Consider the following 13,480-nt stretch of genomic DNA (forward strand, 5'->3'; position numbering starts at 1 on the left):
CTCATGCACATATATTTTGAAGTAGATTTTCAAGAGCAAGCACAGCACTACCAAGCTGTGCTTTGTTCTAGAGGTGTGACTGTCGATTTGCAACCAGTTGAAAAACTGAATGCACGTTTTTTGCGTTTAAATCCTGAGTTGGCACTTTGTGTAGATGAAAATGGGCTATGGTTATCAGCAAATGGCATGAAAATGCAGCCCGACTGGAAAGCCGAAATTTCCCGTTTAAAACGTGCAAGCCTTAAATCAGAAATGATTGCTAGGGCTTGTCAGTTAGGTGAAAAACCTATCTTAATTGATGCTACAGCTGGTTTAGGCCATGATAGTTTGCTCATGGCTTATCTTGGCGCACAAATACAATTGGTTGAGCGCCATCCGATTTTATTTACCTTACTTGAAAATGCAAAAGCTCAAGCTGAACAAGATAGCTTTTTAAGCCAGTTTATGGATCGGATTCAACTGATCTTTGCTGACTCTGCAAGTTATTTACAACAGTTACAGCAAACAGCTCAAATAGTTGATGTGGTTTATCTAGACCCTATGTTTCCGCAGCGTGACCAGAATCATCAAGCAATTAAAAAACAAGCTCAAGTTAAAAAACAGATGCAGCTTTTACATCTGCTTTTACCCGAAGATGGTGAGATGGATTTGGGGGATAATTTGCTGGTTTTGGCACAGAAAGTTGCTAAACGTGTAGTGGTTAAACGGCCACGCCATGCTATTTTCTTGGCAAATCAGGAGCCAGCTCATCAATGGCAAGGAGATGCTTGTCGTTTTGATGCGTATTTTCAGTAGGCTTATGTAAGGTTAGGTTTTATTGCTTGAATAATGCACAAATATATGTGATATAGTTCAAAAGCATGATTGCTAAAATTCTTAGCAGGCATACACTTAAGATGCCTGACAAAAACGAAATTTTTGAAAACCTTTTATGATTGATCTTAAACCCTCCATTAACTTTTGGCATGATTTTAAAAGCAACCAAATTGCCGGAATGTGGCTGTTTTTGGGATCAAGACGTTCTTTACAAATTGTACATCCATCAATTCTTCAGCTCATTGTCTGGGGAATTTTAGGGGGATGTACTAACTCTCTTTATAGCTGGCTTGTGGCTGGTCAAATCGGTGATTTCAATTCACAAGGTTTAATTGGTTACGCACTTTGGCCGTTTATTGCTTTAATTGTCGGTATATTTTTATCACAGCGCACCAATCAACCTCGCTTAATGCTAGTACCTGCTTTACTTTGGTTAGTTCTAGATACAAATATCTTATTAATTCAATGCTTAATTCAGTATTTGGGTTCTAACGGTTATCTCAACTTTATTCCAGATGCTATTTATAACGGAATTTTGCCAAGCCTATTTGTGGCTTTGTTCGTATGGCAAAGTTTAGCGGTGATTTGGGTTTTCTCACGCGAGCTCAAGTGGCCTTGGTGGGAACGCGCACTCGTCATGGTTGCGACTATTGCGACGATGGTGGTCTGGCAACTTTCTGTAAAAGATCAACCGATTTGGAAGGTCGAAGATTCAGCTCCAACATTTGCTGAAGATGCTTTTTATGCACAAAGTAAGCTACTGAATGACTCGTTAGAGCAAGTCCAATATGGTGAGCAGGCAAAAAGTCATTGGTATTTTTTAGGCGTGGCAGGTGATAGCTATCAAGATGTTTTCAAGTCGGAAGTAGTCCGTATTAAAGAACAGTTTGATACTCGCTTTGGTACTGTGGGTCGTTCGATGATGTTGGTCAATAATCCAGATACCCGTACTGAAATCCCGATTGCCTCTAAAACCAGTATCGAGTTAGCCCTACGCCGTATGGGGCAGCAAATGAACCGTGATAGTGATGTGCTATTTCTATATATGACTTCACATGGTGAACAGAATCACTTCGAAATTGAAAATGCGCCATTAGATCTAGGGCAAGTAGACCCTAAATGGTTGCGTGAAACACTTGATAAATCAGGTATTCGCTGGCGTGTGATTGTCATTTCTGCCTGTTATTCAGGAAGCTTTATTCCTGCCTTACAGTCTCCTGATACTTTAATTATTACTGCATCTGCTGCTGATAAAACTTCTTTTGGATGTAATAACGAAGCGGACTATACCTATTTTGGTCGAGCTTTCTTTGATTTGGCTATGCGAGAGCAATCTTCGATGAAAGATTCGTTTAGTACAGCTAAGCAAACGGTAACCAAATGGGAAGTGGCTCAAGGTGTAGAACCTTCAGAGCCTCAGTGGATGATTGGTAAAAATATGGAACTTATGCTACCTCAATTGGAAAAGTATCTATTTCCTCAGCAAAATACTGGTAGTGTAGATATTGCTCAAACAAAAACAGAGGCCAAAAACGATGCAACTCCTGCAAAAAAACCGCTGCTTTGAAGGTGAGCAACGTGTTTACCAATTTGAATCTCAGTTATTAAAAGGGCCAGCTAAGTTTGGTGTGTATTTGCCACCAGCCGCTTTAGAAGGTAAGCCTTGTTCAACTTTGTTTTATCTCGCTGGGTTAACGTGTACTGAAGAAACCTTTGCCATAAAAGCGCACGCACAACATATGGCGGCACAATTAAGTCTAATACTGATTACACCCGACACTTCTCCTCGTGGAGAACAAGTTGCAGCAGGGGATAATTGGGATTTAGGTCAAGGCGCAGGTTTCTATATTAATGCAACGCAAACACCTTGGTCTGAGCATTATCAAATGGAAAGCTATTTGATTGATGAGTTATATCCACTCATTTTGAAAAGCTTTCCTGTAAACGCTCAACAAGTTGGTATCTTTGGGCACTCAATGGGTGGCCATGGCGCATTAACTTTGGCTTTTAAATATCCTGAGAAGTTCAAGTCTGTATCTGCTTTTGCACCGATCTGTGCACCAACTGAATGTGCATGGGGTGAAAAAGCCTTTAGTCACTATTTGGGGAATGACCGCGACAGCTGGCTTGCTCATGATGCCACTGCTTTAATCTTGAAAAATGGTGCAGTGTTTGATGAAATTCTGATTGATCAGGGATTGGATGACCAATTTTATGAACAGCTTCACCCTGAAAAATTTAAGCAAGCATGTTTAAAAGCAGGACAACCTTTAACTTTAAGACAACATGCTGGCTATGATCATGGCTATTACTTTATTCAAACCTTTATGGATGAGCATTTACAGTTTCATGCAATCCAGTTAGAAAAGGTAAATGGCTAATTAATGCTGCCATTCCACCTGAAATTCTTGTTGAGCCATGCGGTTTAGATGATCAAGCACGACTTTTTCTAAGTGGTCATGGTCATCTAGCTGGCTATCAATAGCAACGTTTAACTGCTCTGTTGCAGGGGTAAGCGTAATGGTTGCTGTAGGCATTAAAACTTTGAAATCTTGTTCAGTCTCTTGTACTTCAAATTTGTGTTTCCAATGATTAACTAGACGCTTTGCAATACGTTTACCATCATTTGTTAATAGATGAGTTGTGCTTTTCATTATCAATCCTCACATTACTTTAATGTACCTTAACAAATTCATTTAGCGCTTAGCATTCTAATGTTGCAACGTTACGTTGCAAGTTTGAAATGTTGCGATTTGAGTAAGGAAGAGCAGGCCAAGTAGGCGGTTTTTTGTTATAATTTTAAGTCTCTCCTTAAACTCTTAGCCAGGTCATCCACTTATGTCCAAGCCTTATTTGATTGCTCCTTCTATTTTATCTGCCGATTTTGCTCGTTTAGGCGAAGATGTAGACAAAGTGTTAGCCGCAGGTGCAGATGTAGTGCATTTTGATGTAATGGATAACCACTATGTTCCAAATTTAACTTTTGGTGCTGGCATTTGTAAGGCTTTAAAAAATTACGGGATTACAGCGCCTGTTGATGTGCATTTAATGGTGTCTCCGGTTGACCGCATTATTGGAGATTTTTTGGAAGCTGGTGCTGATATTATTACGTTTCACCCAGAAGCCTCTCATCACATTGACCGTTCATTACAGCTGATTAAATCTGGTGGTGCAAAAGCTGGTTTAGTATTTAACCCTGCAACGCCATTACACTATTTAGATTATGTACTTGATAAAGTTGACCAAATTTTAATCATGAGTGTGAACCCTGGCTTTGGTGGGCAAAAGTTCATTCCAATGACCTTAGAAAAATTGCGTGAAGCTCGTAAAATTATTGATGCGAGTGGTCGTGATATTCGTTTAGAGGTAGACGGTGGTGTTGGCCCTGCAAATATTCGTGAAATTGCAGAAGCTGGTGCAGATATGTTTGTTGCTGGTTCAGCCATTTTTGGTCAACCAGATTATAAAGTTGTAATTGATCAAATGCGTGCAGAGCTTGCGAAAGTAGGTAGTGTTGACGCTTAAAAAAGTATGCTTAATCAAGGGTAGGCTTGTGGATAACTTTGTTTATAACTGTATGGATAACTGTGTTGATAACCATATGGATAAGATGTTGGTAAAATAAACAAAATTAGATCAACTGCTTATTCTCTAGGCATAATGTATGAAAAAAGAACGTTTTGGCGTTCTTTTTTTATGCGAGTTGGATATTTTATTACCTGATTTTTTATTAAGCTTTACTAAAAAATAACCAGTGTAAAAAACGATAATATTGTGTGGACACCTTTTAATAAATATATAGATGTAAAACTGTAAAAGTGTCATGAAAAATAAAGCTAAATTTGGTTTAATAAGATTTTAGTAAGAGATTTAGATAATTAATGACGATAAAAATTTTAGCGGTAGATATGGATGGGACTTTTCTTAATTCTAAGAAGCAGTACAACAAAGCACGTTTTTTAAAACAGTACGAACAACTCAAACAAAATAATATTCATTTTGTGGTTGCCAGTGGTAACCAACTTGCAAAGCTTGTTACCTACTTTCCAGAAATTAGTCATGAAATTGCTTTTATTGCAGAAAATGGCGCACATGTTGTAGATGCAGGGCAAGAAATAGCTTTTGCTCATTTAAGTCAGCAACAATTTATTGAGACATTAAAAGCAATTGATTCAACCTATACATCTAAAATGGTGATCTGCGGAAAGCAGAGCGCTTATGTACACAAGTCTATGCAAACCGATGACTATGCTAAGGTCGCTCGATACTTCGAAAAGCTAATAGTTGTAGAGGATTTTTATGCATTAAATGATTTAGTGTGCAAAATTACTTTTATTGCTCAGAAAAACGAAAGTTTTGCTATTTTTCAAGATCTTCAGCAGCAAAGTTTTGTTGCAGATCGATTGTTAGTTCCCGTTTCAAGTGGTTTTGACTTTATCGATCTTATTCTTCCTGACCAGCATAAAGCACATGGTTTGAAGCTTTTATTAGAAAAATGGAAGGTTGAACCTGATCAAGTGGTTGCGATTGGTGATAATAATAATGATATCCAGATGATTAAAGCAGTGGGTTATGGGTTTGCGGTTGAAAATGCAGTAGAAGCTTTAAAAGCAGTAGCGCCTTATGCGGCTGCGAGTAATGAGCATGAGGGTGCATTGCAAGTGATCGATTTAATGCTTAAGCATGAAGCTCCATTTTCTTAATTGATGAAGATCAATTGCCTAGAGTTGAAAATTGTATATCAGTAGAAACTTGGTTATGCTAGTACTATTAAGATTATCCGTTTGCTCTAGGCAATAAACGACAATGGCCCTACAACACCTACGCAAGTACGCTTGGTTTGTGTTCCTAATGACTTTGGTCATTGGGTGGAGTGGTGTGTCTATTGCTCAGACGCCTATGCAGCATGATCTTCACACGATGCCATGTCATAGTGAAAAAATGACTGATCACTCTGTACATGTTCAAGCAGATGATCAGACTGTATGTCATCAAACCATGACCCAGTCTCTTCATTCGCACGGTGAGCATTGTAAGGACTGTAACCCCGTACATTGCCAAATCGTGAATCTGGCATTGCAGCAAGCTGTACCAGACCTTGAATCACAATTTGTTCCCATATCGTCTCAATTTAGCAGTATTTATCAGGCTCAGCATTTAGCCGGATACTGGCAAGAAATTTTACGTCCTCCTAAAGCTTAATCCTTTCTAACTTATTTTTTAATTAAAAAGGATTACAGCAATGTCTCATAAAACAATTAGCAGCTTCGTCGCTGTATTTGGACTATTGGTTTCACCATGGTCCCTCGCGGCAATTAAGGAATATCACCTTAATATTAATGAACAACAGGTCAATGTTACTGGCCAGCCGCTCAAACGAATTACCGTAAATGGAAAATTTACAGCACCACTCCTTGAGTTTGAAGAAGGGGATGATGCTGTTATTCATGTGCATAACCAATTAAAGAATCAGGATACGTCTTTGCACTGGCATGGGTTGTTACTGCCAGGGTTAATGGATGGTGTACCGGGTTTTAATAATTTCAAAGGAATTGCTCCAAACGGAGATTTTGTTTACCGCTTTAAGGTGAAACAAAACGGCACTTACTGGTATCACGCCCACAGTAAAGGCCAAGAGCAAGACGGTTTATATGGCCCACTCGTGATTTATCCGAAAGGGAGAACACCAGTTGCAGCACATGAAAAAACTGACCGTGATTATGTTGTGATGCTCTCAGATTTTCATAACTCTTCTAGCGATAGCATTATGAAGAATTTGAAAAAATCTGCTGAGTATTATCAAAATCGCCGTGAAACCGTATCTGATGTCTGGAAGCAGGTTAAAGCTCAAGGCTTAAAAGCAACTTGGCAAGATCGTTCGATGTGGAACCAGATGCGGATGTTAAAAACCGATATGTCTGATGTGACGGGTTATACCTTCTTAGTCAACGGTAAGACACCGCAGCAAAGCTGGACAGGTGATTTTAAGGCGGGAGATAAAGTCCGACTACGTTTCATTAATGCCTCTGCAATGTCATTTTTTGATGTCAGAATTCCAAACTTAAAAATGACAGTCGTGAGTGCAGATGGCCAGCCAGTCAAGCCTGTAGCAATTGATGAGTTTCGTATTGGCACAGCCGAAACCTATGATGTGATTGTTGAACCTAAACAGGCAAATTATCAGATTGAGGCTGAGTCAATTGACCGTAGCGGCTTTGCTATCGGTACTTTGCATGATGAAAATACTCAGGCGGTTGGTCCAATTCAAATGCCACAGCCACGTCCGCGATCTTTATTGACCATGGATGATATGGGCATGAGTCATGGTGATGGATCAAGTGATGAACATGCTGGCCATCAAATGAACATGCAACATGACATGTCGACCATGCCTGAAATGAAAAAAGAGACAAGCCATGCCAATCATGATCACACAATGATGAACATGAGCCATGACATGAAAAATATGTCATCTGAAGAACATGATCATTCTATGATGCAAATGAAGCACGACATGTCAGCGATGCCTGAAATGAAACACGATATGCAGGCAAAGCCATCTAGCGAGCATGATCACGCTATGATGAATATGAATCATGAAATGCCAGCTCAATCTGAAAGTACGACTAAAAAAGATGAGCCAGTTTATGGCTGGGCAAATGCTTCAACACCAGCGGGAATGAAAGCACTGCAATATAGTGATTTGCAATCTTTAACACCTCAACCAGACACCCGTGCGCCGGAACGCGAATTAGTTATTCGTTTAGGCGGAAACATGGAGCGTTATATCTGGACCATTAATGGCAAGAAATTTAGCGAAGCTGAGCCATTACAAGTTAAATATGGCGAACGTATTCGCTTGAAGTTCGTGAACGACAGCATGATGGCTCACCCAATGCATTTACATGGCATGTTTATGCAATTGGAAAATAGTCAACAAGCTGAAAACTTACCCAATAAACATACCGTTATTGTTCCACCAGGAAAGACCGTTACTGCGTTATTGACAGCCGATGCATCAGGAGAATGGGCGATTCATTGCCATCTGCTTTATCACATGAGTGCAGGGATGATGAATAAGTTGATTGTGGCTCAAGTGAATGATGGGGCACAACCAGCATCTCAAGCACCTGTTCAATCTGAAAATGAGAAAGGAGCTAGTCATGCGCATCACTAAGTTATTTTCTCAAATGATATGTTGCAGTGCTTTCTCGAGCGTATCTGTATTTAGTTTTGCTCAAGAACCTTTAACACATGATCATTTACGCGAACATGGTGGTCAGGTTTATCAGGCGACTACGATTGATACGGGCTGGACTCAAAATGAAGAGGGAGAAGGGAGTTTTTCTTCTGAATTAGAAACTTGGGTGGGAACGGATGAAAATAAATTGTTCATTAAAGCCCATGTTGAAAAGGCCGAGTCAGAAGATACTAATTATGGCGGTTCAGTGCTTTACAGCCGAAATGTAGCTGACTATTGGGATGTACAGGCTGGGGTGAACTTCGAACGTTTACAGCGGGAAGACCAAAAGCAAGATCGCTGGGCTGGTGTAGTTGGTTTACATGGCATGGCACCTTACTTTTTTGAAACCGATGCCTATCTCTATGCCGGTGAAGATCAGTTGTGGAAGCTAAGCTTAGAAACTGAAAGAGACTTACTCTTTACCCAAAAGTTAATTGGTAAACCTTATTTAAAAGCAGATGTTGTTTTGCAAGATGAATCTCGCTATGCCAGTAAAACAGGTTTATCAAGTTTACAAGCTGGCTTTCAAACCCGTTATGAAATCAACAAAAAGGTAATGCCATTTGTTGATTTCGGTTATGGCTATGAAAAAGGCTTAAAACAAACTGCTTGGCAAATTGGAACCGACTCTGAACATGGTTGGTATTATGGAGCAGGATTAACACTAAAATTCTAATTGCAGAACAAAAAGTAAGCTTAACGACATGCCATTGGTTTATACTAATGGCATTGTTTTTTGTGTCAGTTATGGTGCACAGATGGCTTTAGAAAAACAAGAGAATCAAATACATTTAAGTAAAAGTAGTTCTAGCTGCGGGTGCTCAAGCATGCCTTCTCAGGAGTATTCTATGCCAAGTGAACTCGGGGCTAAGAAGAGCCAATGGGTGAGTTATTATCATATTCCTCACATGGATTGTGCAGCCGAAGAGCAAATGGTACGGATAGCTTTAGCCTCTTACGCTGACGATATTCAGGAACTTAATTTTGATTTACCGGCACGCCATTTGGCGATTTATCACAGTGCTCAAGCTGAAATGATTACCCAAAGCCTACAGCGTCTAGGATTAGGAGCTGAGTTACAACAAACACAGCCACATTATGAACCTGTTGAAAAACCTAAAAAGGTTAGAACCAGCTCTTCAATGAATGCAGCACAAAAGCAAGTTTTACAATGGTTGTTACTCATTAATGGGGTCATGTTCGTCATTGAGTTTATGGCAGGCATCATTGCATCATCGACAGGGTTAATCGCCGATTCACTCGATATGTTCGCAGACGCTGCAATCTATGGTATTGCCTTATTTGTGGTAGGTAAAAACCTTAATGCTCAATTAAAGGCTGCACATTTATCTGGTTGGTTGCAGTTCGGCTTAGCCATAATTGTGTTAATTGATGTCCTGCGCCGCTTTATATATGGCAGTGAGCCTGTTTCAATTCTTATGATTTTAATTGGTGGGTTAGCACTTGCGGCCAATATTAGTTGCCTTTATTTAATGAGTGACCATAAAGAGAGTGGAGCGCACATGAAGGCGAGTTATATCTTTTCTGCAAATGATGTCATCGTAAATTTAGGTGTTATTGTTGCGGGAATATTGGTTGCTATTACAGGTTCTCCTTATCCTGATTTAATTATTGGACTGATTATTGTTTTATTTGTTTTAAATAGTGCCCGAAAAATTTTACAGTTAAAAAACCAATAATATTTTCTAAGCTAGGTAAGCTTTAGATAGAGTTTGCCTTCATTTTTTATTTTAAAGTAAACTGAGCCTTCACATAAAGGAGGAACGACCTCCCCCATAATGGGTAATCATGTCGGGACGACCTGACAATATAAAAATTAGTGAATGTTATGGCTTGGGCTATTTTAATTTTAGCAGGTGTATTTGAAATCATTTGGGCATATTCTATGAAAATGTCCGAAGGTTTTACACGCTTAACCCCTAGTATTATTACCGTAGTTTTTATGATTTTGAGTGTAGTTCTACTTTCAATTTCAATGAAAACTTTACCTCTTGGCACTGCCTATACGGTTTGGACAGGAATTGGTGCAATTGGATCATTTTTAGTGGGCATATTCTTTCTCAATGAACCCATTGGAGCTCTGCGAATGATTGCTGCTGTACTGATTGTGTCAGGTTTGGTTCTAATGAAAATTTCGTCGCCGTCCTAAGAGAATAAACTATGTTGCTGTCTTATAAGTATGTCAATTCGCCTGTTGGGCAATTAAAGCTGGTTGCGAATGAAAATGCTTTAGTGGCAGTACTCTGGGAAAATGAAAATCCAAAACGTGTTCGGCTGGCTGAGCTGGTCGAACAAGTTAAACATCCAGTTTTATTAAAGACTGAGCAACAATTAGAAGAATATTTTGAAGGCAAGCGATGTGAGTTTTCTTTGCCACTAGATTTCGAAGGAACCGCATTTCAAAAACAGGTATGGGCGGCGTTACTCACCATTCCTTATGGGGAAACCAGAAGTTATAAAGAAATCGCAATTCAAATTGGTAATGAAAAAGCTGTACGAGCAGTGGGTGCTGCAAATGGGAAAAATCCGATTTCGATTATTGCGCCGTGCCATCGGGTTATCGGTGCGGGTGGGGCATTAGTTGGTTTTGCTGGTGGTCTTGATAAGAAAGATATTTTATTAAAGCTAGAGCAACAATGAGCCGTTTTGCGCTCGATTTTTTTAGTCTTTTCTACTAAGCTGTTAACACTGATATTTTATGAAGAAGGTGCTTCATGGCATCGCTTTTTTGAAATATTAATCTTATTCATAACAAACTCTGGATGTTCTAAAAATGGCTGTCGGTGACGTAACAATGCCACAAATGCATGTGGTAAAAGGTGTAAAAATTGGCTCAACAGAAGCATATGTACGTTACCCGAACCGACGAGATTTAGTCATTTTTGAGTTTGCAGAAGGTTCAAATGTTGCAGGTGTATTTACCCAAAATGCATTTTGTGCTGCACCTGTTCATGTCTCTAAAGCCCATCTTACCCAAGGTAATCCTCGCTATTTAGTGATTAATACGGGTAATGCTAATGCAGGTACTGGACCTACAGGTTTGAAAAATGCTCAAGATACTTGCGCAAAATTAGCTGAGATTGCTGGGGTAAATAGCTCAGAAATTTTACCGTTTTCTACAGGTGTAATTGGTGAGCAGCTTCCAATGGAGCGTTTACTCGCTGGACTTCGACCTGCATTAAACACTTTGCAAGAGGCTGCTTGGTATGATGCAGCATCTGGCATTATGACCACAGATACAGTACAAAAAGGCGCATCTGAACAATTTGAGCTTGATGGCATTACTTACACCATGACAGGTATTAGTAAAGGCGCTGGCATGATTCGTCCAAACATGGCAACCATGCTGAGCTTTGTAGCTACAGACGCACCTATTAGCCGTGATTTAGTACAAAGCTTATTAAAGACAACAGTTGAGCATTCATTTAATCGTATTACGATTGATGGCGATACCTCAACCAATGACTCTTGTATTTTTGTGGCAACAGGTCAGGCAGGTGGAGCTGAAATTACTTCAATTAACGATGCACGCTACGCTCAGGTGTTAGAAGTACTGGCTCGTGTTATGAATCGTTTAGCTCAGTTAATTGTACGTGACGGCGAAGGTGCAACGAAGTTTATTACTGTTGCTGTAGAAGGCGGTGGCAACACTCAAGAATGTTGCGATATTGCTTATAGTATTGCTCATTCACCACTCGTCAAAACCGCGCTTTTCGCATCTGACCCGAACTGGGGCCGTATTTTAGCTGCGATTGGCTATGCTGGAGTGAAAGACTTAGACGTATCTAAAATTCAGGTATGGCTAGATGATGTACAAATCTGTAAGGATGGTGGAGCTGCCGAGGACTATACCGAAGAGGCGGGTGCGCGTGTTATGGCACAAACAGAAATTACCATTCGAGTTGATTTAGGACGCGGTCAGGCCAAAGACACGGTATATACCTGTGACTTATCTTACGACTATGTCAAAATTAATGCTGATTACCGTTCTTAAATATCAGTTATAATCAAGCCTCGACAAAGAGGCTTTTTTATTAGCCCCATCTTTTGATATTAAATGATTCAAGTTAGTAAATCATTTAAGCAGTAACGTTATATGCGAGCAGGTATGCCAGCATGAAGGATAGAGAAGACGTTTTATGAGTGATGCGACTTTAATTGCCAACGATGCAAAAAACATTGTACAAGCGCATTTAGACCGTTTAGGTGAGCCAAAAGACAACCGCTTAAGTGAAGAAGCAAAACAACAAAAGTTTGCTCAGATCGAAGCAGAGCTCAAAAAACGTGATGCTGTCCTTGTTGCTCATTACTATTGCGACCCTGAAGTACAGGAACTTGCCGAAAAAACAGGTGGGTGCGTTTCTGACTCTTTAGAAATGGCCCGTTTCGGACGAGATCATGCTGCCTCTACACTGGTTGTGGCAGGTGTTAAATTTATGGGAGAAACAGCAAAAATTCTGTCTCCTGAAAAAACAATTTTAATGCCGACACTCGAAGCGACTTGTTCACTCGATTTAGGTTGTCCGGTTGATGAGTTCACTGCCTTTTGTGATCAGCACCCTGACTACACCGTAGTTGTCTATGCCAATACCTCGGCTGCTGTTAAAGCACGAGCAGATTGGGTGGTGACTTCAAGCTGTGCAGTCGAAATTGTTGAGCACCTAGATAGCTTAGGCGAAAAAATTATTTGGGCACCAGATCAGCACTTAGGTCGCTATATTCAAAAGAAAACTGGTGCAGATATGTTGCTTTGGGATGGTGCATGTATTGTGCATGAAGAATTCCGTGCACGCGGTATTGCCAACATGAAAGCACTGTATCCAGATGCTGCTGTATTGGTGCATCCAGAATCGCCAGAGTCGGTTGTAGACATTGCAGATGCGGTAGGTAGTACTTCTCAATTGATTAAAGCTGCGCAGACTTTGCCAAATGAAAGACTTATTGTGGCAACTGACCGTGGTATTTTCTACAAAATGCAGCAAGCTGTACCAAATAAGATTTTAGTTGAGGCGCCAACAGCAGGTGAGGGTGCAACTTGTCGTTCATGTGCACACTGTCCGTGGATGGCAATGAATGAACTCGATGGAATTTTAGAAGTTTTACAAAAGGGCGATCAGGAAATACACGTCGAACCAGCGCTTGCTGAACGTGCCAAAATGCCTTTAGATCGAATGTTAGCCTTTAGTGCATCGTTAAAGCGTTAAAAAACCTCAAAATGCTTGTTAAATATACATTTGATAAGGATTTTTAACTTTTTTTGACAATAGGTGTTGACGTCTGAGGGCGTCGCGCCTAGAATGCACACCGTACCGCACGATGTGCGATACAGCAAAAGCTGAGATAGATCGGAGCATAGCACAGCCTGGTAGTGCACCTGGTTTGGGACCAGGGGGTCGTAGG

The 13,480-nt window shown here is 40.2% G+C and carries 14 protein-coding genes; 13 read left to right on the forward strand and 1 reads right to left on the reverse strand.

Annotation, left to right across the window (positions count from 1 at the left end; translation table 11 throughout):
* Positions 1-3 precede the first annotated feature (3 nt).
* The 3 genes from RMB03_RS04180 (at position 4) to fghA (ending at position 3,197) form a co-directional block, all read left to right on the forward strand.
* Positions 4-795, forward strand: a complete 792-nt coding sequence (locus tag RMB03_RS04180) for a class I SAM-dependent methyltransferase (protein ID WP_311074123.1) — start codon at positions 4-6, stop codon at positions 793-795.
* A 136-nt stretch (positions 796-931) separates the two neighbouring features.
* A complete protein-coding gene (locus RMB03_RS04185; protein WP_017392384.1) occupies positions 932-2,383 on the forward strand; it encodes a C13 family peptidase in 1,452 nt (483 codons plus the stop codon).
* Entirely contained in the window at positions 2,352-3,197 is an 846-nt protein-coding gene (fghA, locus tag RMB03_RS04190) for an S-formylglutathione hydrolase (RefSeq protein WP_311074126.1), read from the forward strand. Before RMB03_RS04185 ends, fghA begins: the two co-directional genes overlap by 32 nt.
* On the opposite strand, the gene RMB03_RS04195 is transcribed toward fghA, so the two are convergent.
* Positions 3,198-3,470, reverse strand: coding sequence for a DUF2218 domain-containing protein (locus tag RMB03_RS04195; RefSeq protein WP_311074128.1), 273 nt, complete (start codon positions 3,468-3,470; stop codon positions 3,198-3,200).
* 184 nt (positions 3,471-3,654) lie between these two features.
* Between RMB03_RS04195 and rpe the strand changes: the two genes are divergently transcribed.
* From rpe to nadA, 10 genes are all read left to right on the forward strand, one after another.
* Positions 3,655-4,341 (forward strand): ribulose-phosphate 3-epimerase, encoded by a 687-nt coding sequence (gene rpe, locus RMB03_RS04200; RefSeq protein WP_017392382.1) that lies wholly within the window; start codon positions 3,655-3,657, stop codon positions 4,339-4,341.
* A 356-nt stretch (positions 4,342-4,697) separates the two neighbouring features.
* Positions 4,698-5,519 carry a Cof-type HAD-IIB family hydrolase gene (locus RMB03_RS04205; RefSeq protein WP_311074133.1) on the forward strand — a complete coding sequence of 274 codons (822 nt, stop codon included), beginning with the start codon at positions 4,698-4,700 and terminating at the stop codon, positions 5,517-5,519.
* Between the two features lie 103 nt (positions 5,520-5,622).
* A complete protein-coding gene (locus tag RMB03_RS04210; protein WP_311074135.1) occupies positions 5,623-6,018 on the forward strand; it encodes a hypothetical protein in 396 nt (131 codons plus the stop codon).
* Positions 6,019-6,058: 40 nt separating this feature from the next.
* Positions 6,059-7,993 carry a copper resistance system multicopper oxidase gene (locus RMB03_RS04215; protein WP_311074136.1) on the forward strand — a complete coding sequence of 645 codons (1,935 nt, stop codon included), beginning with the start codon at positions 6,059-6,061 and terminating at the stop codon, positions 7,991-7,993.
* Positions 7,980-8,735, forward strand: a complete 756-nt coding sequence (locus tag RMB03_RS04220; protein WP_311074138.1) for a copper resistance protein B — start codon at positions 7,980-7,982, stop codon at positions 8,733-8,735. Before RMB03_RS04215 ends, RMB03_RS04220 begins: the two co-directional genes overlap by 14 nt.
* Before the next feature lie 28 nt (positions 8,736-8,763).
* Positions 8,764-9,759 carry a cation transporter gene (locus tag RMB03_RS04225; RefSeq protein WP_311074140.1) on the forward strand — a complete coding sequence of 332 codons (996 nt, stop codon included), beginning with the start codon at positions 8,764-8,766 and terminating at the stop codon, positions 9,757-9,759.
* A gap of 149 nt (positions 9,760-9,908) precedes the next feature.
* Positions 9,909-10,229, forward strand: a complete 321-nt coding sequence (locus RMB03_RS04230) for a multidrug efflux SMR transporter (RefSeq protein ID WP_311074142.1) — start codon at positions 9,909-9,911, stop codon at positions 10,227-10,229.
* Positions 10,230-10,240: 11 nt separating this feature from the next.
* Complete coding sequence (locus tag RMB03_RS04235; protein ID WP_311074144.1) at positions 10,241-10,720, forward strand: methylated-DNA--[protein]-cysteine S-methyltransferase; 480 nt, start codon at positions 10,241-10,243, stop codon at positions 10,718-10,720.
* Between the two features lie 133 nt (positions 10,721-10,853).
* A complete protein-coding gene (argJ, locus tag RMB03_RS04240) occupies positions 10,854-12,074 on the forward strand; it encodes a bifunctional glutamate N-acetyltransferase/amino-acid acetyltransferase ArgJ (protein WP_311074147.1) in 1,221 nt (406 codons plus the stop codon).
* Positions 12,075-12,219: 145 nt separating this feature from the next.
* On the forward strand, positions 12,220-13,284 hold the full coding sequence (gene nadA, locus RMB03_RS04245; RefSeq protein WP_005042977.1) for a quinolinate synthase NadA: 1,065 nt from the start codon (positions 12,220-12,222) through the stop codon (positions 13,282-13,284).
* Positions 13,285-13,480 lie beyond the last annotated feature (196 nt).

This window comes from Acinetobacter sp. V91_7 (assembly GCF_031799075.1).
GTDB classification, from domain to species: Bacteria; Pseudomonadota; Gammaproteobacteria; order Pseudomonadales; family Moraxellaceae; genus Acinetobacter; species Acinetobacter calcoaceticus.